The organism is Pseudonocardia sp. 2-7 (assembly GCF_056341085.1).
Map to the genome: position 1 here is coordinate 1,863,142 of NZ_CP094507.1, position 23,406 is coordinate 1,886,547.

General features: G+C 74.8%; 18 protein-coding genes. 10 read left to right on the top strand and 8 right to left on the bottom strand.

Annotated elements, in window-relative coordinates; translation table 11 throughout:
- The first annotated feature begins 126 nt into the window (after positions 1-126).
- The 4 genes from MTO91_RS09335 to MTO91_RS09350 are packed head-to-tail and all read left to right on the top strand — an operon-like array spanning position 127 to position 3,365.
- A complete protein-coding gene (locus MTO91_RS09335) occupies positions 127-1,317 on the top strand; it encodes a Tm-1-like ATP-binding domain-containing protein (RefSeq protein WP_476654280.1) in 1,191 nt (396 codons plus the stop codon).
- Positions 1,314-2,147 (top strand): phosphoenolpyruvate hydrolase family protein, encoded by an 834-nt coding sequence (locus MTO91_RS09340; protein ID WP_405418263.1) that lies wholly within the window; start codon positions 1,314-1,316, stop codon positions 2,145-2,147. Before MTO91_RS09335 ends, MTO91_RS09340 begins: the two co-directional genes overlap by 4 nt.
- Positions 2,147-2,902, top strand: coding sequence for a hypothetical protein (locus MTO91_RS09345; RefSeq protein WP_405418261.1), 756 nt, complete (start codon positions 2,147-2,149; stop codon positions 2,900-2,902). Before MTO91_RS09340 ends, MTO91_RS09345 begins: the two co-directional genes overlap by 1 nt.
- Before the next feature lie 22 nt (positions 2,903-2,924).
- On the top strand, positions 2,925-3,365 hold the full coding sequence (locus tag MTO91_RS09350; protein WP_251784596.1) for an SRPBCC family protein: 441 nt from the start codon (positions 2,925-2,927) through the stop codon (positions 3,363-3,365).
- 3 nt (positions 3,366-3,368) lie between these two features.
- On the opposite strand, the gene MTO91_RS09355 is transcribed toward MTO91_RS09350, so the two are convergent.
- Positions 3,369-4,379 (bottom strand): alanine racemase, encoded by a 1,011-nt coding sequence (locus MTO91_RS09355; RefSeq protein WP_476654281.1) that lies wholly within the window; start codon positions 4,377-4,379, stop codon positions 3,369-3,371.
- Positions 4,361-5,671 (bottom strand): D-arabinono-1,4-lactone oxidase, encoded by a 1,311-nt coding sequence (locus tag MTO91_RS09360; RefSeq protein WP_405418257.1) that lies wholly within the window; start codon positions 5,669-5,671, stop codon positions 4,361-4,363. Before MTO91_RS09360 ends, MTO91_RS09355 begins: the two co-directional genes overlap by 19 nt.
- A gap of 119 nt (positions 5,672-5,790) precedes the next feature.
- Here MTO91_RS09360 and MTO91_RS09365 point away from each other — a divergent pair, with 119 nt between their 5' ends.
- From MTO91_RS09365 to MTO91_RS09375, 3 genes are all read left to right on the top strand, one after another.
- Positions 5,791-6,327, top strand: a complete 537-nt coding sequence (locus MTO91_RS09365; RefSeq protein WP_476654282.1) for a metal-dependent hydrolase — start codon at positions 5,791-5,793, stop codon at positions 6,325-6,327.
- A gap of 69 nt (positions 6,328-6,396) precedes the next feature.
- On the top strand, positions 6,397-7,152 hold the full coding sequence (locus MTO91_RS09370) for an SDR family oxidoreductase (RefSeq protein ID WP_476654283.1): 756 nt from the start codon (positions 6,397-6,399) through the stop codon (positions 7,150-7,152).
- 85 nt (positions 7,153-7,237) lie between these two features.
- Positions 7,238-7,939, top strand: coding sequence for a TetR/AcrR family transcriptional regulator (locus MTO91_RS09375; RefSeq protein WP_476654284.1), 702 nt, complete (start codon positions 7,238-7,240; stop codon positions 7,937-7,939).
- A 3-nt stretch (positions 7,940-7,942) separates the two neighbouring features.
- On the opposite strand, the gene MTO91_RS09380 is transcribed toward MTO91_RS09375, so the two are convergent.
- Complete coding sequence (locus MTO91_RS09380) at positions 7,943-8,599, bottom strand: NUDIX hydrolase (protein ID WP_476654285.1); 657 nt, start codon at positions 8,597-8,599, stop codon at positions 7,943-7,945.
- A gap of 67 nt (positions 8,600-8,666) precedes the next feature.
- Between MTO91_RS09380 and MTO91_RS09385 the strand changes: the two genes are divergently transcribed.
- Both MTO91_RS09385 and MTO91_RS09390 read left to right on the top strand, forming a co-directional pair.
- Complete coding sequence (locus MTO91_RS09385) at positions 8,667-9,497, top strand: ARPP-1 family domain-containing protein (protein WP_476654286.1); 831 nt, start codon at positions 8,667-8,669, stop codon at positions 9,495-9,497.
- On the top strand, positions 9,494-10,429 hold the full coding sequence (locus tag MTO91_RS09390; RefSeq protein ID WP_405418245.1) for an ADP-ribosylglycohydrolase family protein: 936 nt from the start codon (positions 9,494-9,496) through the stop codon (positions 10,427-10,429). The genes MTO91_RS09385 and MTO91_RS09390 overlap by 4 nt, the downstream gene beginning before the upstream one ends.
- Before the next feature lie 308 nt (positions 10,430-10,737).
- Here MTO91_RS09390 and MTO91_RS09395 read toward each other — a convergent pair whose 3' ends face one another.
- The 4 genes from MTO91_RS09395 to MTO91_RS09410 all read right to left on the bottom strand — a co-directional run bounded on the left by MTO91_RS09395 (position 10,738) and on the right by MTO91_RS09410 (position 16,428).
- Positions 10,738-11,832, bottom strand: coding sequence for a hypothetical protein (locus MTO91_RS09395; protein ID WP_476654287.1), 1,095 nt, complete (start codon positions 11,830-11,832; stop codon positions 10,738-10,740).
- A 222-nt stretch (positions 11,833-12,054) separates the two neighbouring features.
- A complete protein-coding gene (locus MTO91_RS09400; protein WP_405418241.1) occupies positions 12,055-12,432 on the bottom strand; it encodes a hypothetical protein in 378 nt (125 codons plus the stop codon).
- Entirely contained in the window at positions 12,417-14,840 is a 2,424-nt protein-coding gene (locus tag MTO91_RS09405; protein WP_476654288.1) for an AAA family ATPase, read from the bottom strand. The genes MTO91_RS09400 and MTO91_RS09405 overlap by 16 nt, the downstream gene beginning before the upstream one ends.
- A gap of 58 nt (positions 14,841-14,898) precedes the next feature.
- The gene (locus MTO91_RS09410; protein ID WP_476654289.1) at positions 14,899-16,428 is read right to left on the bottom strand and encodes an SIR2 family NAD-dependent protein deacylase; all 1,530 of its coding nucleotides are present in this window, start codon (positions 16,426-16,428) and stop codon (positions 14,899-14,901) included.
- Between the two features lie 148 nt (positions 16,429-16,576).
- On the opposite strand from MTO91_RS09410, the gene MTO91_RS09415 reads away from it, so the two are divergent.
- The gene (locus MTO91_RS09415; protein WP_476654290.1) at positions 16,577-22,432 is read left to right on the top strand and encodes a DUF4011 domain-containing protein; all 5,856 of its coding nucleotides are present in this window, start codon (positions 16,577-16,579) and stop codon (positions 22,430-22,432) included.
- Between the two features lie 29 nt (positions 22,433-22,461).
- Here the strand turns inward: MTO91_RS09415 and MTO91_RS09420 are convergent, their stop codons facing one another.
- A complete protein-coding gene (locus MTO91_RS09420; RefSeq protein WP_476654291.1) occupies positions 22,462-23,334 on the bottom strand; it encodes an LLM class flavin-dependent oxidoreductase in 873 nt (290 codons plus the stop codon).
- Positions 23,335-23,406 lie beyond the last annotated feature (72 nt).

The window sequence follows — 23,406 nt, forward strand, 5'->3', positions numbered from 1 at the left end:
TCTCTCCAACGACGTCACGGGCCCCGAGGTCACGAGCCCGGCGGAAGGGGGGCGTGTCCATGGTGCCCTGCGCCGTCCGGGCTCCGGCCCTCGCCCCGGGTGCCCGGGTCCGGGTAGAACTCCTGTGTGGGGACCGCATACGTGATCGGCACGTTCGACACCAAGGGCGCCGAGCTGGCGTGGGTGGCCGAGCTGATGGCCGCCGACGGCGCCGACGTGCGCCGGGTGGACGTGTCCACCTCCGGTGCGGCGGGCCCCGGTCCGGACGTCACCGCGGCCGAGGTCGCCGCCTGCCACCCCGGTGGCGCCGGCCCGGTGTTCACCGGTGAGCGCGGCAGCGCGGTGGGGGCGATGGCGCAGGCGCTGCGGGCCTTCCTCGCCGGCTGCGACGACGTCGGCGGCGTCCTCGGGCTCGGCGGCTCGGGCGGGACCGCACTGGTCACCCCGGCGATGCGCGACCTGCCGGTCGGGGTCCCCAAACTGATGGTCTCCACGGTCGCCTCCGGCGACACCGCGCCCTACGTGGGGGCGAGCGACGTCGCGATGCTGTACGCCGTCACCGACGTCGCCGGCCTCAACCGCATCTCGCGACGGGTACTGGGCAACGCCGCGCACATGCTGGCCGCCGCCGTCACCGCCCCGCCGCCGGAGACCGGTGCCGACCTGCCCGCCGTCGGGCTGACCATGTTCGGGGTGACCACGCCGCTGGTCACCGCGGTCCGCGAACGGCTCGGCGACGGCGTCGACGCCCTGGTCTTCCACGCCACCGGCTCCGGCGGGCCGTCGATGGAGAAGCTCGTCGATTCCGGCCTGGTCGACTCGGTGCTGGACCTGACCACCACCGAGGTCGCGGACCTGCTCGTCGGCGGGGTGATGGCCTGCGGCCCCGACCGGCTCGACGCGATCGCCCGCACCGCGGTGCCGTGGGTCGGGTCCTGCGGTGCACTGGACATGGTCAACTTCGGCGCACGGGCGACCGTCCCGGAACGCTTCGCCGGCCGCCTGTTCCACGAGCACAACGCGAACGTCACCCTGATGCGCACCACCGTCGACGAGAACCGGGAGATCGGTGCCTGGCTGGCGGCGAAGCTGAACGCGCTGACCGGGCCGTGGCGGTTCCTGCTCCCGCTGGGCGGGGTGTCCGCACTGGACGCGCCGGGCGCGGCGTTCCACGATCCCGAGGCCGATGCGGCACTGTTCGCCGCGATCGAGTCCGGTGCGGACTCCCCGGGGAACGTCCGGCGGGTCGCGCACCACGTCAACGACCCGGAGTTCGCCGACGCGGTGCTCTCGGCCTGGCAGGAGGTACGGCGATGAGGCGGTTCACCCGCGCGGAGCTGATGGAGCGGTTCGGCGAGATGGCCGCCCGCGGCGAGCCGATCGTCGGCGGCGGCGCGGGCACCGGGCTGTCGGCCAAGTGCGAGGAGGCCGGCGGGATCGACCTCATCGTCATCTACAACTCCGGGCGCTACCGGATGGCGGGCCGCGGCTCGCTCGCCGGGCTGCTGGCCTACGGCAACGCCAACGACATCGTCGTCGAGATGGCGGCCGAGGTGCTGCCGGTGGTCCGCCGCACCCCGGTGCTGGCCGGGGTCAACGGCACCGACCCGTTCCTGTTCACCGACCGCTTCCTCGACGAGCTGTCCTCGCTCGGGTTCGCCGGCATCCAGAACTTCCCGACCGTCGGGCTGATCGACGGCACCTTCCGGGCCAACCTGGAGGAGACCGGGATGGGCTACGCGCTGGAGGTCGACCTCGTCGCCGCGGCGCGGGCCAAGGACATGCTCACCACGCCGTACGTCTTCTCCGCCGACGACGCCCGCGCCATGGCCCGGGCCGGTGCCGACATCGTGGTGTGCCACATGGGGCTCACCACCGGCGGCGCGATCGGGGCGGGCACCGCGAAGACCCTCGACGACTGCGTCGCGCTCGTCGACGAGTGGGCGCAGGCGGCGCTGGAGGTCCGCGACGACGTGCTCGTCCTCGTCCACGGCGGGCCGGTCGCGATGCCCGAGGACGCCGCGCACGTGCTCCGCACGGCGAAGGTCTGCCACGGCTTCTACGGGGCCTCGTCGATGGAGCGGCTGCCGACCGAGACCGCGCTGACCGAGCAGACGCGCGCCTTCAAGAACGTGCTGGAGCGGTGATGGCGCGTGGAATGCCCGCCCCGCCGCCCGGCGGGGACTGGCGGCGACGGATGGCGGTGCGCGGGGGCAGGGTGTCGCACGCCCTCGCCGCGCACGGGTGGCTGGTGCTCCTGCTGGCCGGGGCGGCCCTCGGTGTGCTGATCGGGGTGATCGTCGGCATCACGCAGGTGGGGCAGTACCCGGCCGACGAGCTGCTCGGCCGGACGCTGGGCTACGCGATCGCCTCGGCGGTGTTCTGCGCGGTCCCGGCGGTGCTGTTCGTCGGGCTGCCCGCCCAGGCGCTGGCCCGTTCCTACCTGCGCTCCGCGAGCCCCGCCGAGCGCGAGGCCATGCGACGGGCCGCCGAGAACGCCCCCGCCTCCCTGCCCGGCGGCCTCGTCGCCGGGTCGCGCTGGGCCCGCGCCTACTCCGGCTGCGTCGGCTCGGTGACCGCCTTCCACGGCGTCGTGCGCACGGTGCCCGACGGCCCGGCCAGGGACTGGCTGCACGACATCGGCCGCAACCTCGACGCCGAGCTCGCCGAGGCCCTGCGCACCGCGCGGATGGGGGAGAGCCTGGAGAGCGCGGGCCAGGGCAGCGAGATGGCCCGCACCGTGGGCGCCCGCCTCGAGGTCGCCCGCACCGCCTTCCACGACACCGCGGAACTGGCCGCGTCGATCGCGCTGGACCTGCGGGTCGACAGCGGCTTCGACGACGTCCGCGCCCAGCTCGACCAGCTCGCGGCGCAGGCCCCCCACCTGCGCCGGCAGTCCTGACACTCCCGAGGAGGAGTCCCCGATGCCCCGTCCCTACTCCAGCGCCGTGATCACGGCACCGCTGGCCGAGGTGTGGCCGCACGTCCGCGACTTCGGTGGCCTGCACCGCTGGCACCCGGCGATCGCGACCTGCGAGCTGATCCGCGGCGCCTCCGGCAGCGAGATCGGCGCGCAGCGACGCCTGACCCTCGCCGAGGGCGGCGGCACCGTCGTCGAGGAGCTGACCGCACTCGACGAGCGCGGCCACGCCCTCACCTACGAGATCCTCGAGTCGCCGTTCCCGGTGCGCCGCTACGTCTCCACCGTACGGCTGGCCCCGGTCACCGCGGTCGGGCACACCTTCGGCGAGTGGTGGACCGAGTTCGACGCCGACGGCCCCGACGAGGGCGACCTCGCGGGCCTGTTCGCGAACGGCGTGTTCGGTACGGGCTTGGCGGCGCTGGGGGAGAGGTTCGGCCGGTAGGCCTCACCAGCCGCGCAGGTCGACCGCCCAGGTCTCCAGCACCTCGTCGCCGTCGACGAGGTGCATCCGCTCGTGCAGCGCGACGGTCGGGTCGACGTGTGCCGGCACGATCCGCACCCGGTCACCGGTGCGCGGCGGGGCGTCGGCGGCGAACACCAGGTGCTCGTCGGAGCAGAACCACACGTTCCCACCGGGCACCGTGGGGTTGCCGTGGTCCATGCCGAACGCCTTGAGGCCCGCGTCGGCGACCGCCCAGCCGGGCATGTCGCCGTCGGGTGCGGTCGTCGAGACCACGGTGGACAGCACCGTCAGCGCCTGGCGGAAAGGCAGCCCGGCGGCGGTGTAGGCGGTGTCCATCAGCGCGTAGGACCCGGCCTGGATCTCGGTGCAGGCGGTGTTCATCGCGTGCGTGCCGGTGCCGCCGCCGGAGACCACCTCGCCGCCGACGTCGGCGTGCGCGGCCAGCAGCCGGTCGGTGCACTCGGTGGTGAGCCGGGCGCGTTCGGCTGCGTCGTCGAGCATCTGCAGGTGGCCCTCGTAGCCCATCACGCCGCGCACGACGAGCCCGGCGGCGCGGGCGGCGTCGGCGAGCGCCCCGGCCCGCGCGGGCGCGATGCCGCAGCGGGGCAGGCCGACGTTGACATCGACGAGCACCTCGCGGACGCCGCCGTCCACGGCGGCCCGCAGCGTCTGCTCCGAGTCGATCGCGACGGTGACCCGCGCGCCCGACCCGACGACGGCGCCGAGCCGGCGGGCGTCGAGCACCTCGTTGGCGAGCAGCAGGTCCGCGCCCAGCCCGGCCGCCGCCATGCCCTCCACCTCCCGCACGGTGGCGCAGGTGAACCCGGTGTGGCCGTGGGCGGCCTGCCGCCGGGCCAGCTCGGTCGTCTTGTGCGCCTTGACGTGCGGCCGCAGCCGCGGGCCGGGCAGCAGCGCGGCCATGTCGGCGAGGTTCGCCTCCAGCGCGGCGGCGTCGACGAGCAGCGCGGGTGTGGTCAGGTCGTCGACGCGCACGGCACTCCCAGGACCCGGTCGAGGTAGGGGTTGCGGAACCGGCCCGCCGGGTCGAGTCGGTCACGTGCGGCGACGAACGCGTCGAACCGCGGGTAGCGGGGACGCAGCTGCTCCGCGGTGCGGGTGTGCAGCTTGCCCCAGTGCGGCCGTCCGTCCAGTGCGGACAGCACCGACTCGACGGCCCCGAAGTACGCCTCGTGCGGGCGTCCCGAGTGGACGTGCACGGCGAGGTAGGCGGTGTCCCGTCCGTACGCGGTGGACAGCGCGATGTCGTCGCCGCGCAGGATCCGCACCTCGACCGGGAACGCGACGTCGTGGGCGTGCCGCGCGGCGGCGGCCCGCAGCCCGGCGAACGCCTCGGGCAGCGCGGCCCGCGGCACGGCGTACTCCATCTCCAGGAACCGGACACGGCGCGGGCTGCAGAACACCGCGTACGACGGGGCCACGTACTCCCCGGCGGCCATCTGCCCGGCCATGACCCGGTTGAGCCGCGGGACCAGCGGTGGGGCGAGCGCGGCGACGCGCTGGACGAGCCCGAAGGCGCCGTTGCCGAGCACCTCGTCGCCGACCAGCGCGGCGACCCGGCCGCGCCCGGGCGAGCGCCGTTCCGTCCGGTCGTTCGTCTTGAGCACCGCGGTCGTGGTGTGCGGGAACCAGTAGAACTCGACGTGGTCGTGGCCGGCGGCGAGATCGTCGAGGCGCTCGAGGACCTCGGTGAGCGGGCGCGCGGACTCGCGGGCGTGCAGGTGGAACGCGGGCACGGTCGCCAGCGTCACCTCGACCAGGACACCGAGCGCCCCGAGCCCCACCCGCGCCAGGTCGAACAGGTCGGGGTCGGCGGCCGGGCCCAGCTCGTGGAGCTCCCCGAGCCCGTCGACCAGGCGCAGCCGGCGCACCCCGTCGGCGATGCCGCGGTATCCGGCGCCGGTGCCGTGGGTGCCGGTGGAGATCGCGCCGGCGACGGTCTGGGCCTCGATGTCGCCGAGGTTGGGCAGGGCGCGGCCGTGGGCCCACAGCCACCGGTTCAGCGTGTGCAGGGTGACCCCGGCCGGGACGGTGACGAGCCCGCCGTCGAGCCGGATCGCGGCGGGGTCGGCGGGGACGGCGAGGGCGACGCCGTCGGGCACGCCGATGCCGGTGAAGGAGTGGCCGCTGCCGAGCGGGCGGACCCGCAGGTCGCCCTCGGCGGCGTCGCGCACCGCCCGGACGACGTCGTCGGCGTCGCGGGCGTGGACCGTCCTGATCGGACGGGTGCGCTGGTTGCCCGCCCAGTTGCGCCAATGGTCCGTCACGCTGCGAGCCTGCGCGGCCCGGCGGGCACGGTCAAGACCGGCACGCGTGTCGGCGACCCGGCGTCACGGTATCGCGCGGTTACCCTCCGTGTCCGTTCGGAAGGGGTGGGGTCACGATGATGGGGCGTACGCACGCGTTGTCGGGCGCGGTGCTGGGGCTCGCGGTCTGCTCGGCGGTCCCGCCGCCACCGGTGCTGGTGCCGGTGGTCGTGGTGGTGTGCGCGCTGGCGGCCTTCGCGCCCGACCTCGACCACCCGTCGAGCGTCGCCGCGCGGTCGCTGCCGCCGGTCACCTGGCTCCTGTGCCGGGCGATCCGGTGGCTGTCCCGGGTGACGACCGGGGTCTCGCACCGTGGCCTATCGCACTCGCCGGTCTTCGCGGCCGCGGTCGGGCTGCTGGCGTGGTGGGGGACCGGTGTCCTGCTGCCCGGGGAGACGGCGGTCTGGACCGGTGTCGCGGCCGGCGCGGGCTGCTGGGTCGGGGCGATCGGCGACGAGCTGACCTCCCACGGCAACCGGTTCGCCTTCTGGCCGCTGGAGGGGATCCGCTGGCCACGGGCCCTGCGGTTCCGCACGGGCGGGACGGGGGAGCACGTCGTCGTCGGGCTGCTGGCCGTCACCGGCGTGGCACTGCTGACCGGGACCTGGGCCTTCTGAGGACACTGCGTTCGACATCGCTCTGTATAGCTGATACATGTAGCTATACAGTCGATACAGGAGGAACGCATGAGCGTGCAGTCGTTGCAGGGCCGGACCGTTCTCGTCGCCGCGGGCGGCAAGAACCTCGGCGGGCTGATCAGCCGCCAGGTCGCCGAGGCGGGGGCGAACGTCGCGATCCACTACAACTCCGCGTCCTCGCGCGCCGAGGCCGAGGAGACGCTGAAGGCGGTCGAGGCAGCGGGTCGCGAAGGGGTGCTCCTGCAGGGCGACCTGACCGTCCCGGCGCAGGTCGAGCGGCTCTTCGCCGACGCGGCGGGGTCGCTCGGGCCGATCGACGTCGCCGTCAACGCCGTCGGCAAGGTGCTCCGCAAGCCGATCGTGGACACCACGGAGGCCGAGTACGACGCGATGTTCGACATCAACTCCAAGGCCGCGTACTTCTTCATCAAGGAGGCGGGCCGCAGTCTCGCCGACAACGGCGCGATCATCACCGTCGTCACGTCGCTGCTGGCGGCCTTCACCGACGGCTACTCCACCTACGCCGGCGGCAAGGCCCCGGTCGAGCACTTCACCCGTGCGGCGGCCAAGGAGTTCGCCGACCGCGGGATCTCGGTGAACAACGTCGCCCCCGGCCCGATGGACACGCCGTTCTTCTACCCGCAGGAGACCCCGGACCGGGTCGAGTTCCACAAGTCGATGGCCATGGGTGGGCGGCTCACCGAGATCGAGGACATCGCGCCGATCGTGCGCTTCCTCGCGACCGAGGGGCGCTGGATCACCGGCCAGACGATCTTCGCCAACGGCGGCTACACCACGCGCTGAGGGTGGTCCGGTGGGTGCCGGGGGCGGGCGGCGGCCGGCCCGCGGTCCGCGCCCCGGCTCCGGCCGGGCGTCCTACAGTGGGGTCGTGGCAGATCAACCGGCCGAGGTCGGGACCCGCGACCGGCTCCTGCGTGCGGCTGCCGACCTCATCGCGGCGTCGCCGGGGGAGACCGTCCCGCTGCGGGCCATCTGCGACGCCGCCGGCGTCCGGCTCCCCACGCTGTACCACTTCTTCGGGAGCAAGGAGGGCCTGCTCGACGCCGTGGTCGAGCACGGGTTCGAGCAGTACCTGTCCGCGAAGCGGGCCCGGGAGTCCAGCGGTGACCCGATCCAGGACATCCGCGACGGGTGGGACGCCCACGTCGAGTTCGGCATCGCCAACCCGGGCTTCTACGCCCTGATGTACGGGCAGGTCACCCCCGGGCGACGGCCGTCCGCCCAGGACGGACCGGCTGCCGCCCTGCTCGGGCTGACCCGGGAGGCCGACCGCCGGGGCCGGCTCACCGTGAGCCCGGAACGCGCCGCGGCCCACGTCCTCGCCGCCAATGTCGGTGTCACCCTGCGACAGATCATCACCGCGCGCCCGGACCCCGGGCTGTCGGTCGACATGCGCGAGGCCACCCTCGCCGCGATCACCGGTGGGCACGCGGAGCACGCACCCGGCGGGCCGGGGGTCGGCGACGCCGCGGCGGCCCTGCTCGCGCTGCCCGACGACAACGACGTCCTCGGGGCGCCGGAGACGGTGCTGCTCAAGAAGTGGCTGGCCGAGCTCGCGCGGCGGGGGTGAGCGTCACCGCCGCCGGAACGTCCGGGCCGGCTTCCCGACCGTCCCGGCGCGGACCTGCCCCGTCTCGACGAGGCCGTCGGCGACCCGGCGGCGGAAGGTGTCCTTCTGCAGGCGTCGTCCCTCGACGGCCTCGTGCACGCCCTGCAGTTCCAGCAGCGTGAACTCCTCGCCCACCAGTCCCGCTGGGTCCGGCGCCGCCGCGTAGCGCTCGCGGGCCCAGGCCAGCGCGTGGGCGACGACGAGGTCGTGGTCGAAGCCGAGCGGGTACGGCAGTGTCCCGTCCTCGACCGGGGCGAGGACGCCGGTCGTGTCCTGGATCCGGTCGTGCGGCACGAGGTCGACGTGCGCCACCGACAGCACGCGCCCGCGCGGGTCGCGCCCCGGGTCGTCGAACACCCGCAGCTGGGCGGGTTCGCGTCCGGTGACGCCGATCTTGTCGCGCAGCGCGCGCAGCGCCGCCTCGCGCAGCGTCTCGCCCCGTTCGACGTGCAGGAACGTCCCGGGCAGCGCGGGCAGCCCGCGGGTGTGGGCGCCCGTGGGCCCGTGCACGACGACGGCGAGCCGCCCGCCGGCGTCGAGTGTCAGTAGGGCGACGTCGACGGCCACCGACGGCCGCGCGTAGTCCTCGAGCGAGCGGCCGTGCTCGTCGATCCAGGTCATGCTGGACAGATTAGCGCACTCGTGCTCTTATGTATTAGAGCAACGATGAGCTAATACGGAGGACAACATGGACCTGCACGTGGGCAACCCGATGGTGCGCGGCGCGCTGACCCTGTTCCCGGTCTTCAACGGCGGGGCCGTGCGCGGCCGCGGCTACGATCTCGGAGGCGGGTCGCTGCACGTCGCGGAGCGCGCGGGGACGCCGGTGGTCGACCAGCTGGTCGTGACGAACCGGGGGCCGCGCCCGGCGCTGCTGACCGAGGGGGAGCTTCTCACCGGCGGCCGCCAGGACCGGGTCGTGACCCGGCCGGTGCTGGTCGCGGCGGGCCGGTCGGTGGTCGTCGCGGTGCGCTGCGTCGAGGCGGGCCGCTGGGCGGGCGGGGCCGGGCACGTCCGGGCCGGGGAGCGCGCGCCGGTCGCGGTGCGCGCGGCGACGGACGACCAGTCCGCGGTGTGGCGGCGGGTCGCCGGCTACGGCACCGGCGCCACCGGGGCGCTGCGCGACACCACCCGCGACCGTCGCGAGCGGGCCCGGCTGCTGGTCGGCGCGACGGCGCCGCTGCCGTTCCAGTGCGGGGTGCTGGCCGGGGTCGCCGGGCAGCCGCTGCTGCTGGAGGTGTTCGACTCTCCGCGCACCCTCGCCGCGGCGTGGGACGGGCTGCTCGCGGGGATCGCCGTCGACGCCGTCGACGCCGACCCGGTCGTCACCCCCGGCCGCCGGGCCCGCCGGTTCGCCGGGCAGGTCGCCGCGGTGCCGACCGCGCCGGTGTCCGGCGGGGGAGCGGCGACCGCGTTCGCCGGGGCGACGCCCGCCGCTCGCGTCGGGTGCCTGTCCTGGCGGGGGCGTGCGATCGTCACCGTCGCGACGAACCCGGCGCACCCGCTGGTGTCGGCGTGAGCGCGCCCGACGCCGCGATCGCGGACCGGGCGGCCGGGGCGCTGCTCGGCGTCGCGGCCGGGGACGCGCTCGGGGTGCCCTACGAGTACGGCTCCCGCCCTCTGACCGGGGCACCGCAGATGCTGGGCGGCGGCCTCGGTGACTACGCGCCCGGTCAGTGGAGCGACGACACCGAGATGACCTGCGTGCTCGCCCGGGTCGCCGCGACCGGCGCGGACCTGCGCGCCCCCGGGGCGCTCGACGCGGTCGCCGACGGCTTCCTCGCCTGGTACGCCTCGGGCCCGCGCGACGTCGGGATCCAGACCCGCGGCGTACTCGCCCGGGTGGAGCCCGGCCCCGGCTCGGCGGCCCGGCTGCGCGGGACCGCCGCCGAGCTGCACCGCGAGCGCGGCCGCAGCGCCGGCAACGGGTCGCTGATGCGCACCGCCCCGGTCGCGCTGGCCCACCTCGGCGACCCGGACGCGATCGTCGAGGCCGCGCACGCGGTCAGCGCACTGACCCACCACGACCCCGTCGCGGGGGAGGCGTGCGCGCTGTGGTGCCTGGCGATCGACCACGCGGTGCGCACCGGCGTCGCCGACCTGCAAGTCGGGCTGCCCCGGCTCGATCCGCAGTGGACGCGGTGGCTCGACGAGTCGCCGTACCAGCCCCCGGGCGCCTTCGGCGCGAACAACGGCTGGGTGGTCGCGGCGCTGTTCGGGGCGTGGTCGGCGGTGGAGCGGGCGACGTCGTTCGAGGACGGGGTGGTGGCCGCCGTCGGGGGCGGTGGGGACACCGACACCGTCGCGGCCATCGCCGGGGCGCTGCTCGGGGCCCGGTTCGGGGCGTCCGGGATCCCCCGCCGGTACCGCGACGCCGTCCACGGATGGCCGGGGCTGCGGGCCGGGGACCTCACGGGGCTCGCCGGGCGGGTGGTGGGGACGCACCGGTGAGGGCCGCGGCCGGCCGTGTGGGGTCGGCCGGCCGCGGTGGGTGGGCTCAGGGCGCGGGTCGCGCAACCGCCCCTCGGCCTAGTCACACACCGACACAGTCCCGTCGTCGAATCAGGCGATCGATAAGTCGGACAGTGCTGCGGTCTTCGGATCAAGATCGGCCAGCTCGTCACAGCGCCGACCCCGTGGTGGATGAGACCGGGACTCCGCGCGCCACGGAGTAGTCCGGCATGGTGGCCACGTCTGCCTGTGCCGCAGATGCGTCCGGCCTGCGGCGGTACAACTATCCCCCCGAAGTCTGCAGAGAACTAGGATGGATCCGATTCGCGGACTCGGTCTGCTAGCTGTACGAGCGACCGGTTCTGCAACGCAGCCCAGTGCTCGTCTTGCACCCCGTCCGGGACATCCGGATCATCGAGCACCCACCACGCCGTTCCCTGAACGCCGACGACCGGTCCACCGGTGAGTTCCTCGAGCACCCGGGTCGCGATGCCGGTCGGGGTGTCGGCAGTGTCGTCCTGTTCCCAGACGAGTGGCTTCCCGGCGTCCTGATTCCATCGTGCCCAGCGCCGTGTGGGGTCGGCCTGCAGCCACTGATGGATTGAGGCCTGTTGGGTTTGAGTGGCGCCGTGTGACGGCACCATACGGAACCGGGTGCCTTGGGGAAACCATCCTGACTCCCGCAGCACGGCCACCGCATTGCGGGCCCGGTTGCGCTGCTCGACCTTTGTCGCGACATGGGCGGCATCTCCACGCGCCGGAGCCAGAGTGAACTCCTCGACTGATGACGGCGGGTACATCTGCCCGAATCCAATGACATGTTGTTCTCCGACTTGCCAAGAGGAGACCTGAACGAGGCGGATCTGAACTGACATCTCGGACAGCCACACTGCAGTGTGCGTGACCGACCGAGGAAACGAGGCTGCGACGAGGACAAGCCGGGGTCGGCGCAGGACGTCTTCATCGAGATCACCATCGACGTGTTCGAGAAGACGCGTCCGAGCTTCCTCTACACCGAGCTGAGGCTCCCCCCGGGTACGCAGGAAATCCCTGTGGGCTACTGCGAGAGTGTCGATCGTGAACCGGGAGACCAGCGCGGCGTAAGTGATCGCCTGCAGGTGCACGTCCCGGCCGGATCCATCCCGCTTGATCTCGACAACGACGAGTTGGCCGGTGTCATCGAGTCCGAGGACGTCGAGTCGATCGGCGGCTGTCGCTCCATCGGACTCACTGGTCCACCTGTTGTACTCCGATGTCACGACAAGAACATCTGCGCCGATGACCTGCGGGTTGGCGATGATCCACTCTTGAAGGTGGGTTCGTTCCAAGAACTTCGCGGCCGGCAGGCTGGTCCGTCCTGCCGGGGCGGCGGTGCTTCCCTCGACGACAAGCAGGTGGTCCACGAAGCCTCCTCAGCGGCGCGCCTTCGACCGGCACAGTGTGGACCGGTTCGATTCCTGAGGGCTTTCCACAGCCCGATCGTGTCAACTTCCCTATTGACGATTGCGGGACACTTGCTTTCCTGCCGACCCGATGCTTACGGCGACGGTCCCCGGGGATTGGGCCGCAGATACCTCGGCTCTGCCCCGAGGGTGTCAGAAACGGCGCAGAGCTGTCCTCCTGGCTCAGCCGCCCAGGGCGGCGACCAGGCGCTCGGCCTCCCGGTGCCAGGAGCGCAGCTCGTCGGCGGTGGGGGCCAGCTCGTAGGCGTGGTGGTGCGCGGCCCGGCTGAGCCGCGACCACAGCTCCCACGCACGCTGCCCGGTGTCGGGCTCGCGGTGGCGCAGCACCACAAACTGCGCGGTCCGGTTGCGGGACCGCCCGACCGCGGGCTCGGTGCGCGCCCAGTAGCCGTCGACGGCGTGCTCGACCGCGATCCGGATCAGCCAGGTGCACGCCCGCGGCCAGACGGCGTGCTCGACCACCTCGGGATCGCGCAGCAGCCGGTCGGCGACGGCGAGCCGGGCACCGGCGTCCACCGCCGGGGTCACTTCTGCAGCCATCGCACGAGCGTGCGGACGTCGTCCAGGAAACGGGGCAGCGGGACGGTGATCCCGGTGTGCGCCCCGGCCCGGCAGTTCTGGAACGCCGTCGTCGCCGCCCCGCCCGCGCCGGCGTTGAGCCGGCCGAGCAGGTCCGACGCGCGTCCGGGATCGTCGAACACCGCCAGCGTCGCGAGCTGGTGGGTGGTGCGGGCCTCCGCGAGCAACTCCTCGATCCGGGCGTGCGTCGCGCCGGCCCGCAGCCGGGTCCGCCGTACCCGGTCCTGGCAGGCGGCCTCGATGGCGCTGCGGCAGCTGGTCGCGATGAGCTCGCCGCGGATCGGCAGCGGGATCTCCTCGACGTGCGCGAGCGCCCGCGCGTCGGCCAGGTAGCGGGTGACCGGGTCGTCGCTGCGGTGGATCTCGACGGCCGACCGCTCCCGGCGCTGCACCTCCCAGATGGTCGCCGGGCGGGCGAGGCGGCGCACCGAGTCGGCGAGCCGGTCGTCGTGGCTGAACACGACGACCTGCCGGTCCCGCGCGATCTCCGAGAGCAGGGCGGCGAGGCCGTCGACCTTCGCCGGGTCCATCGCCTGCACCGGGTCGTCGATGACGACGAACCGGAACGGGCTCTCCGCGACCGTCGCGCGCGGCAGGAACAGCGACAGGCCGAGCGCGTGCAGCTCCCCCTGGCTCATCACCCCGAGCGCAGTGCCGCCGTCGACGTCGTCGACCTGCACCGACAGGTCCAGCTTGCGGCGCGGGCCCTTGCCGTCGAGCCGGACCCGGCCCAGGCGCACATTGGACTGCTGGCGCAGGGTCTGCCAGACGTGCTCGGAGGCGTCGGCGAACGGGGCGAGCCGCTCGTCTCGCAGGGTGCCCGCGGTGGCGGACAGCCAGCCGTCGGCGTCGGCCAGCTGGGTGCGGGCCACGGCGTCGCGCCGCACGGCGGCCGCGTGGTCGTGCCAGGTCGCGAGCCGCCGGGCCAGGGGCGCCCACACCTCGTCGCGGTGCGCGAGCTCGGCCTCGACGGCCTTCACGGTCGCGGCAACCGCGGCGACCAGCGGCGGGTGCGCTCGCTCGAGCGCGTCCGGGTCGTCCGCCGCGAGCGACCAGGACCGCCACGCAGCGACGAGCGGCTCGGTGTCGACCGGGGCGGCGACCGTCTCCGGCGGCAGCGCGGCGACGAGCCGGGCGACGCCCGCGCGGGCGGTGTCCAGGTCCTGCTTCGCGGCCCGCAGCTCCCGTGCGGTGGTCTCCAGCTCGTCGGCACGGGTGCTCGCGCGGTCGCGCCACGCGCCGTCGAGGACCCCGGTGGTGCACACCGGACAGACGCCGTCGCCGTGGCCGCCGTGGTGGACCAGCGCCGCTCGCAGCAGCACCGCGGTCTCGTCGGCCTCGCGGGCGCCCACGGTGGCCAGCGCGTGGTAGTGTTCCCGGGCGCCCCGCAGGGCCGACGCGGCCTGCGTGACCTGCTCCGCGGTGGGGATCTCGACGCCGGCCAGCGCACGCAGGGCCTCACCGGCGCCGGTGTCGTCGTCGGAGCCGACGGCCAGCGCGGCGACCTCGTCGAGGTCCGGGGCGGTCTTCCGGAGCAGGGACGCGGCACGCGCGGCCCGGTCGTCCTCGACGGACTCCAGTGCGGTGCGCAGCTCGCGCCGTGTCGCGTTGGCCGCGCGGGCGGCGTCGTCGAGGGGCCTGCGGGCGGCCTTGAGCCGGTCCTGGGCGTCGGTGAGGGGGCCGAGGCCGAGCAGCCGGAACAGCGCGTCGTGCAGCTCGCTGGGCTTGCCGTCGATCAGCGCGCCCAGCTCGCCGTAGGACAGGAACGGCCGATAGGTCTCCATCTCCGCGGCCCACGGCCCCCCGTCGTGGGGGACGCGCCTGCCGCCGGAGGACTGCACCGTCCACGTCGCGTCGTCGAGACCCGCGTCGGGCGCCCAGGAGCGGGTGATCCGGGTGGTGCCGGGGGCGCCCGCGGTGACCAGGTCGACCGACACCGAGGTCGGTCCACCGGCGTGCAGGTTGCGCCAGCCCTCCCGCCAGACGATCGATGCCCGGTTGCGCCAGCGACTGCTCGTGCCGGTCAGCGCGATCTCCGCACCCTCGGCGAAGCTGGACTTGCCCGACCCGTTGCGGCCGGTCACCAGGGTCAGGCCAGGGACGGGTTTGAGCGGCAGCGTCGCGTCCTGGCCGATGCCGCGGAACCCCGCCACGTGCACCGCCGCGAGGTAGGCCTCGGGGCGCTGCGGCGCCGGGACCGGCGCGTGCGGGTCAGCCGACGCCGGCGCCCGGCCGGCCAGGGCGTGGGTGAGGTCCTCCGTCCCGGACCACGCGGCGAGGACCAGCGCCGCGACGGCGTCGTCCACCGCGTCGTCGGCCAGCAGCTTCTCGACGAGCAGATCGTGCAGGCCACGCTCGGCTTCGCGCATCGGTCACCTTCCCGGGGGGCGAGGGGGTCACGCGGACGGTATCGGTGGGCACCGACGGTCACCGGCGGGTGTCGTGACCGAGGCGTCCGAGGAGTTCTCCCACCGCGGTGCCCGCCGGGGTGGACCACTCGTCGGGGCCGAACGATCCGGCGAGCTCCGTCAGCAGGGAGGCGACCCGTTGCTCGGCGGGTGTGAGCACCGCGTGGAACCGCGGGTCGAGGACGTGGCCGAGCCCGGTGTCGGAGTGCGCGAGCAGGTGGTCGAGGAACATCTCCATCCGTCGTGCCCGGTCCTCGACCCGGGTGTGGACGCCTCCGCCGTCGAGCGGGACCAGGTCCAGGTCGGCGCCCCACAGTCGTCGCTGCAGGTCCGAGGTGGACAGCATCAGCGCGGTCCCGAGCTTCGGGCCGTGACCGCCGGACCGGCGGACCGCCCGGACGTCGTGCACGACCTCGTGGAAGTGGTCGTCGGTGAGCCCGAACCCGACGAACAGCAGGTGACGAGTCAGGAACACCGCCTTGGCCAGCGCGGCGAGGGCGTCGCGGCCGCTGCGGAAGTCGAGGTAGTCACGGCGGGTCAAGACGATCGAGGCGGGGTCGCGCACCGTCCCGTGCAGCTTGAGCAGCCAGCGCTGTCCCGCCTCCGCGGACTCCCCGGGCAGGATCGCGGTCCGTCTGCCCAGGGCGTCGCCTGCCATCTCGTAGAGCTCGTCGTAGTTGAGCGTGACCGCCTCGCGGCACGGCAGCCCGGAGAGCAGCGCCGGGGCGACGCCGTAGCGGGTGGCCGTGGTGTGGCGGACGACGGCCGCCGCGAACGCCGCGCGGTCGTCGTGCCGGCGTTCGAGGATCTCGGCCTGGTCGAGGATGTCGAGGCCGCCGAACTCCCGACGGTCGACCGGCTCCGGGTGGTCGCCGAGCAGCCGGTCGACCAGCCCCGTCCAGGAGGGCAGTCCCGCCGACATCGACACCCCCGCTCCGATGAACGGCACCAGCCGACCCCGGCGTGCCTCCTCGGCGAGCCGGAGGGACGTCGTGCGCAGGTCCCCCTCCAGTTCGGGCCACCACCGGTCGATCTCGCCGCACCGGATCCGCTGGGCGTGGGCGAGGTCGCGCGGCGTGCGCAGGACGAGCGCGACGTCCACCGGCGCCCGGCGGGCGGCCTCCAGGACGGCCCGGACGAGCGTTCCGCGGAACGCGTCCCCGCCGCCCGCCGCGGTGCCGAACAGCGGCGTCGCGACCAGCGGGCGGCCCCGTGGACCGGTGCGGCGCCGGGCGACGCGGGCGGCCTCGGCGAGTCCCGCGGTCACGCGCTCCTCGACGTCGGCGGGGGAGCGGACGCCGTGGAAGGGCACCGCGGTCAGGACCGGTGTCGGGCGGTCGTCCCGGCAGGGCAGCGCGAACGCGAGGGTGTTCTCCTCGCGCAGATCCCGGGAAGCGGGGTCGCGCTCGGCGGCGCGCATCGCCCCGGCCAACCCGTCGACGGTGTCGAGCCACGGACGTTCGACGTTCAGAGTCCGGTCCGAGGGAAGCAACCAGGCGTCGCAGGCGAAGCGGGTGATGTCGCCGGGGACGACGAAGACGTGGCCCATTCCCGAGAGCGTGCCGCATATCCGACCGCCCGGCGTGTCACCCGAACCGGTCATCCGTTCGCGGAGTGTGTCGGCGAGGGCCGCGCGGGAACCATCCTGTCCGGGCCGGTATACGTCCGGTGCCGGGTGTCGGGCACGAGGGGTGGGCATGGACGGGGACGGTCTCGGGACGTGGTCGGTCGAGCTCGAGGTCCGGCCGGTCCTCAGCTACGCCATGGCGCACAACGGGGTCCCGGTGGTGTCCCGGGCCGTGGTGCACGGGGCGAGGACCGACACGACGGTGCGGCTCTCGCTCGGGGTGACCGACGCGACCGGCCCGATCGGGGCCCCCACCGGGCGCGACGTGGCCGTGCGCGCCGACGAACCCGCCGTCGTCACCGATCTCGACCTGCGCCTCGACGCCGGCGCGGTCCTGCAGATCGAGGAGCGTCGCCCGGGACGGGTGCACGCCACGGTCGAGCTCGACGGTGCGGTCGTCGCCACGCACGACGTGGCGGTGACGCTCCTGGCCGCCCACCAGTGGCGGGCCGAGCCGCTCGCGCTGTCGATGGAGATGCTCGCCGCGCACGTCATGCCGAACCACCCGGCGATCGGCGTCCTCATGCGGGAGACGGCCACCGTTCTCGGGCAGATCACCGGCAGCACGGCGATCCAGGGCTACCAGTCGGGACCGGAGCGGGTCGACCAGATCGTGGTCGCGACGTTCCTCGCCATGCACGCCCGGGGGATCGCCTACTCGATGCCCCCGGCGAGCTGGGCCGACGACGGGCAGAAGGTGCGCAATCCCGACGAGGTCCTCAACGGGCGGGTCGGCACGTGCCTCGACACCGTCGTGGTGATGGCCGCGGCCCTGGAGCACGCGGGGATCCACCCGCTGCTCTGGCTCATCCACGGGCACGCCTTCCTCGGCTACTGGCGTGAGCCGCTGTCCTTCGCCTCGACCGTCGAGCTCGACGCCGCGAGTGCGGTCAACCAGGTCGACCTGGGCACCATCGGCCTGATCGAGACGACCGCGCTGACCGGCGACGAGGGACCGGACGCCCTGGTGGCGTCGATGCGCTCGGCGCGGGAGCACCTGCACGGCGACCTCGGCCACGTGGACGGCGTCGTCGACGTCCGGCGGGCCCGGAAGGACTCCGTGCTCCCGCTCCCGGCGCGCGTGCGGGACGTCGACGGTGCGGTGCAGGTGGTCACCTACGCCCCGCCCACGCCCGTCGTCGCGACCCCGGCCCCCGTGAGGCCCGCCGCCGACGGGGCCCGCCGCGGCCCCGCTCCCGCCGAGCCACCCCGGGTGACCCGCTGGAAGAACGCGCTGCTCGACCTGAGCCTCCGCAACCGGCTCATCAACTTCACCGACCGGGGGGCCCTGTCGCTGATGCTGCCCGACGGCGGCGCTGGCCCGCTCGAGGACCTCCTGCACCAGGGCACCGCGGTCACCCTGCGGGCGTCGGACGAGATCACCCGGATCGCCGTCGAGCGCGGCGCCCGCACCGCCCGCGACCTGGGCGACCAGCCGCTCGCCGAGCTGCTGCACCACGACCGCTCCGTGCATGTCGACGTGACCGCCGCGGCCTACCCGACCCGGCTGCGCGGGCTCGCCCACAAGGCCCGCACCATCACCGACGAGACCGGCGCGAACAACCTCTACCTGGCGCTCGGCACGCTGGTCTGGGACCTCGACGGGCGGACCCTGCGTTCGCCGCTGATCCTCGTGCCCGTCGTGCTCCGGCCGGCGCGTCGCGGCGGCCGGTACCGCCTCTCGCTCGACGAGTCGGGCACCTCGACCCCGAACTACTGCCTGGTCGAGAAGCTCCGCCAGACGCACGGCCTGACGATTCCCGGCCTGGCGGACCCGGCCGAGGACGGTGCGGGCATCGACCTCGACGCCGCGTTCGACGCGACCCGCCGGGCGATCGCCGAGCGCGGGCTCAACTTCCGGGTCGAGCCGACCGCGGACATCTCCATCCTGCAGTTCGCCAAGTTCCGGCTGTGGAAGGACCTCGACGAGAACTGGTCGACCTTCGCCGCGAACCCCCTGGTCGCACACCTGGTGCACACACCGACCGAGCCCTTCGCCGACCCGGTTCTCGACCCGGGGACCCACGACCTCGACGGACTCGACGAGCGGTGCCCGGTCCCGGCCGACGCCTCGCAGCTGCGGGCGGTCGCCGACGCCGTCGCCGGGCGCACGTTCGTCCTGGAGGGCCCGCCGGGGACCGGCAAGTCCCAGACGATCACGAACCTGCTGGCCCACGCGGTGAGCGAGGGCCGCCGGGTGCTGTTCGTCGCGGAGAAGCGGGCGGCACTCGACGTCGTGCAGAGGCGGCTCGACGCCGTCGGTCTCGGCCCGCTGTGCCTGGACCTGCACGACAAGGGCAGCAAGCCGATCGCCGTGCGGCAGCGGATCGCCGCGGCGCTCGACCACACCGTCGCCGTCGACCCGGTCGAGCACGAGGCGCGGCTCGAGGAGACCCGTGCCGCTCGCCGCGCGCTGACCCGCTACGCCTACCGGCTCGGGGAGCGCAACGGGGCCGGGATGTCGCTGCCCGAGGCCCGCTCGGCCGAGCTGGCCCACGCCGACGCCGACGCCCTCGCGGTGCCCGAGGCCGTCGCCGCCGCGGACGCCGAGACCACGGCCACCCTGCGCCGCGTCCTGGGGCGGCTCCCCGGGGTCGCCGACGTCGCCCGTCCTCGACCCGGCCATCCGTGGGGGTTCGTCGACGTCTCCGCCGGCGTCGACCCGGTCGCCGTCGCGGCGGCCGCGGCGCGGCTGGACGCGGCCGTCCCGCATCTCCCGGCGCGGCTGCGACCCTGCCTCGACGCGGCCGTCACCCCCGGCGAGCTGGAGCTTCTGGGCAGACTGACCGCCCAGCGGACGCCGCTGCCGGTGCTCGACGAGGTCCGCAGCCCGCGCTGGTCCGCGGCTGTCGAGGGCGCCCTGGCCGGGATCGACCGGCTGCGCGGCGAGCCGCACCCGGTCCTCGGGACCGTCCGGCCCGCGGCGCTGGACCTGCCGCTCGCCGACCTGGACCGTGAGGCCCGGGCCGCGGCCGCCTCCGGGCTCCTCGGTCGGAAGAAGCGGCTGGCCGCGGTCGGCGCCCGGCTGACACCGGTCCTGCGCCCCGGCGTCGTCCCGACGCCGAAACAGGTGCCCGAGCTGGTTGCGCAGCTGCTCGTGCTGCGGGAACGCGTCGACGCGGCCGTCGCCGCCCTGGGTGCGCTCCCCGGCGTCGGGCGGCCGCCGCACGGCCTGCCCTACGTCGACGCGGCGCGCGCCGAGGTCGGCGTGCGGATCGACCGGCTGAGGTGGGCGGCGACCGTCGTCGACCCCGCCGTCTCGACGGGCATGCGGCCCGCGTTCGTCGAGCCGCTGCGCCGTGCACTGGCCGCCGGCGCCGCGGATCCCGCCCCGGTGTTCGAGGCGGCGGCGGCCGGATCCGCGCTGGTCGCCGCCTGCCGGTGCACCCCGGAGGCGCTGGCGGGGTGGGCGGGCGCGACCGGACTCGTCCCGCGCTGGTGGACGGCGAGGGCCGAGCGCGGGCCGGTCGACGGCCGGGCCCCCGTCCTGCGGGCGTGGCTGGACCTGGTCGGACTCGTGGAACCGCTGCGCGCGACCCTGCCCGAGGTCCGGATCCGCATCCTCGAGGGCCGGCTGGACCCCGACGAGGCCCGGCGCTCCTTCGAGCTGGGGCTGGCCCGGGCCTCGGTGCGCGAACGGCTGCGCAGCACCGAGCTCGACCGCTTCGACCCGGCGGCCCACGACCGGTCCATCCACCGCTTCGGCCTCGCCGGCGCCGCCGTCCGAGAACACCTGGTGTCGCACCTGCCGCACCGGGTCCTCGGGACGCGCGACTTCGACGCCGGGGCCACCGCCGGCCGGATCGGCGCGCTGCGCCGCGCCCTGGGGGCGCGCCGGGGCGGCATGCGGATCAGGGAGCTGATGTCGACGCACGGGGACCTGATCACCCGTGCGCTGCCCTGTGTGCTCGTCTCCCCTGACTCGCTGTCCCGGTTCTTCCCCGCCGAGGCCGACCTGTTCGACGTCGTGGTGTTCGACGAGGCGTCCCAGGTCCGGGTGGCCGACGCCGTGGGCGCGATGGGGCGGGCGCGGTCGGTCGTGGTCGTCGGCGACTCGAAGCAGATGCCGCCGACCAGCTTCGCCGACACCGGCGGTGGACCCGACGACGAGGCCGCCGATCCGGTGGAGACGGTCGACGACGAGGAGTCGATCCTCACCGAATGCGTCCAGGCGCGGGTCCCGTCCCAGCGACTCGGCTGGCACTACCGTAGCCAGGACGAGGCGCTGATCGCGTTCAGCAACCGGCACTACTACGACGGTGCGCTCTCGTCGTTCCCCGCCCCGGAACGGGGCACGGCCGCGGTGTCGCTGGTCAGGGTGGACGGCGATTTCCACCGCAGCGGCCGCGGCCCGCTGCTGCGCACCAACCCGATCGAGGCCCGTGCCGTCGTCGACGACGTCGTCCGCCGGTTCGCGGCATCGCCGGACGCCCTGCCCTCGCTCGGCGTCGTCACCTTCAACCAGCAGCAGCGGGCCCACATCGAGGGCCTGCTGCGGGACCTGGACGACCCCCGGATCGTCGAGGCGCTGGAGGCCCCGGAGGGGCTGTTCGTGAAGAACCTGGAGAACGTGCAGGGCGACGAGCGGGACACGATCCTGTTCTCGACGGGGTTCGGGGTCAACGACCGCGGGGTGCTGCCGCTGAACTTCGGGCCCCTGAACCGGGCGGGCGGGGAGCGACGGCTGAACGTCGCCGTCACCCGTGCCCGGCGCCAGGTCGTCGTGTTCACCAGCTTCGACCCGTCGCAGATGCGCACCGAGGAGACGTCGTCGGTCGGGGTGCGGCACCTGCGGACCTACCTCGAACTCGCCGCGAACGGGCCGTCGGCGCTGCCGCGGGACCGGGAACGGCCGGCCGTGCGGGACCGGCACCGCGACGAGATCGCCGACCGGCTGCGGGCGCGGGGACTGCGGGTGCGGACCGGGGTCGGGTTGTCGGACTTCACCATCGACCTCGTCGTCTCGGCCCCGGGGGCGCCCGCCGGCCGCGACGTGGCGGTCCTGCTCGACGGCGCGTCCTGGTCCCGCCGCCTGACCGTGCGCGACCGGGACCACCTGCCCGTCGAGGTGCTGCACCGGGTCCTGGGCTGGGCCCGGGTGGAACGGGTGTGGCTGCCGCAGTGGCTGACCGCGCCCGACGCCGTCCTCGACGCCCTCGCGGCGGCCGCCGACCAGGCCGCCCGGGTGCCGTCGACCGGGCCGGACGCGGAGACCACGGTCCGCGTTCCCGCGCAGGCGCCCGCCGCACCGGAGCCGGCTCAGCCCCCTCCGGACGGTGGACGCCGGCGCCGCCTCGAACCGGACGGGCGGACCCCGGTGATCGCCGCGGCGGCACCGGCCGCCCGCACGGGCTCGGCGTGGCCGGGTGACGCGACGGAGTTCGCCCCATGGCACCCCCGCCGCCTCGGCGGTCGCGACGTGCTCGACGCGCTGCCGGACCGGGCGGCCGCGGACCTGGTCCGGCGGGCGATCGGAGAGGTCGTGACGGCGGAGGGGCCCGTCCGGGCCGAGCGGCTCGCCTCGCTCGTCGCGAACGCGTTCGACCTGACCAAGGTCAACGAGAACCGGCGCGAGCAGATCCTCCGGCACGTACCGCCGGAGCTGCGACGAGACCGGGTCGAGGACGTCGTGTGGCCGGCCGGCGTCGACCCGGAGGCCTGGACGAGGTACCGCCCGGCGGGGGAGTCCTCACCGCGCCGGTTCACCGAGGTGCCGTTGCGGGAGATCGGCAACGCGATGGCCGCCCTCGTCGCGGCCGGCGGTGGGATGGAACGCGCCGAGCTGCACGGCGAGACGCTGCGGGTGTTCGGGCTGCTGCGGCGGACGCAGGCGGCCGTCGAGCGGCTGGACACCGCCCTGGAACTGAGCCGGGGCCGCTACCTGGACGTCGACGAGCACGACATGGTTCGAACGCTCGGCCGGTGACCGATCCGGTCCCGACCGGTCACCGGCCCCTACCGGGACGGGCGCACCACCGGCCGCGGCCGCATCGCGGGCGTGAGGTCGTCGTCGGTGTCGACCTCCTCGACGCCTGCGGGCCCGTGCGCCGGCCCCGCCACCCCGAGGAACGGCCGCACGAAGCGCGCGGTCCGCTCCATCACCTCGTCGTGCACGTCGGCGCGCACGGTCGACGGCTGGGCCTGCACGATGATCTCGCCCGCCCACGGGAGGGCGGGGTCGGCCAGCAGCTCGTCGATGATCCGGCCGGTCGAGTGGCCCGCCGGCAGCGGCCGGGACAGCGCGACGCGCGGGACCCCGCGGGCGTAGGTCCAGTACCGGGCCAGCTCGGACACGACGTCGCCGTCCGACGACGGCGGCCTGCCCGACAGCACCCCCACCCCGCGGGCCGCGGCGGCGTCCACGGATGACGGCGTCGCCGTCGCCCACCACACCCGCTGCGCGGCGAGCGCGGGCGGCAGCATCTCCAGCAGGACGTCCAGCGCGGCGACGGTGTCACGGTGCCGGTCGTCGTGATGACGCCCGAAGCGTCGCGCCGCGTCGGGGTCGGCACCCGCGCCGATGCCGAGCTCCAGGCGTCCGCCGGAGAGCGCGTCCAGCACGCCGGCGTCCTCGGCGAGGCGGCGCGGGTCCTCCAGCGGCAGCGCGACGACGGCCGTCCCCAGCCGGATCAGCCGGGTGCGTTCGGCGACCGCGGCCAGCAGGACCAGCGGCGACGGCAGCCGCCCACCGAGATGCCCGTCGTGGTGCTGGGCCACCCAGAACGAGTCGTACCCGAGCTCCTCGGCCCGCTCCGCCAACCGGATCGTCTCGCGGTAGGCGCGTGACGGATCGTCACCGGTGACGTGCGTGAGGTAACCGAGCCGCATGGCGTCGCAGCCTAGGCCGGATCCTCTCCGGCCTGGCGGAGGACCGGGGTGACGCGGGTGCGGGGTGTCCCG

Coding starts and splice junctions, on each gene's coding strand:
- MTO91_RS09340 (WP_405418263.1), top strand. CDS start 1,314: ATGAGGCGGTTCACCCGCGCGGAGCTGATGGAGCGGTTCGGCGAGATG.
- MTO91_RS09345 (WP_405418261.1), top strand. CDS start 2,147: ATGGCGCGTGGAATGCCCGCCCCGCCGCCCGGCGGGGACTGGCGGCGA.
- MTO91_RS09350 (WP_251784596.1), top strand. CDS start 2,925: ATGCCCCGTCCCTACTCCAGCGCCGTGATCACGGCACCGCTGGCCGAG.
- MTO91_RS09365 (WP_476654282.1), top strand. CDS start 5,791: ATGGGGCGTACGCACGCGTTGTCGGGCGCGGTGCTGGGGCTCGCGGTC.
- MTO91_RS09370 (WP_476654283.1), top strand. CDS start 6,397: ATGAGCGTGCAGTCGTTGCAGGGCCGGACCGTTCTCGTCGCCGCGGGC.
- MTO91_RS09380 (WP_476654285.1), bottom strand. CDS start 8,599: ATGACCTGGATCGACGAGCACGGCCGCTCGCTCGAGGACTACGCGCGG.
- MTO91_RS09385 (WP_476654286.1), top strand. CDS start 8,667: ATGGACCTGCACGTGGGCAACCCGATGGTGCGCGGCGCGCTGACCCTG.
- MTO91_RS09400 (WP_405418241.1), bottom strand. CDS start 12,432: ATGGCTGCAGAAGTGACCCCGGCGGTGGACGCCGGTGCCCGGCTCGCC.
- MTO91_RS09405 (WP_476654288.1), bottom strand. CDS start 14,840: ATGCGCGAAGCCGAGCGTGGCCTGCACGATCTGCTCGTCGAGAAGCTG.
- MTO91_RS09410 (WP_476654289.1), bottom strand. CDS start 16,428: ATGGGCCACGTCTTCGTCGTCCCCGGCGACATCACCCGCTTCGCCTGC.
- MTO91_RS09415 (WP_476654290.1), top strand. CDS start 16,577: ATGGACGGGGACGGTCTCGGGACGTGGTCGGTCGAGCTCGAGGTCCGG.
- MTO91_RS09420 (WP_476654291.1), bottom strand. CDS start 23,334: ATGCGGCTCGGTTACCTCACGCACGTCACCGGTGACGATCCGTCACGC.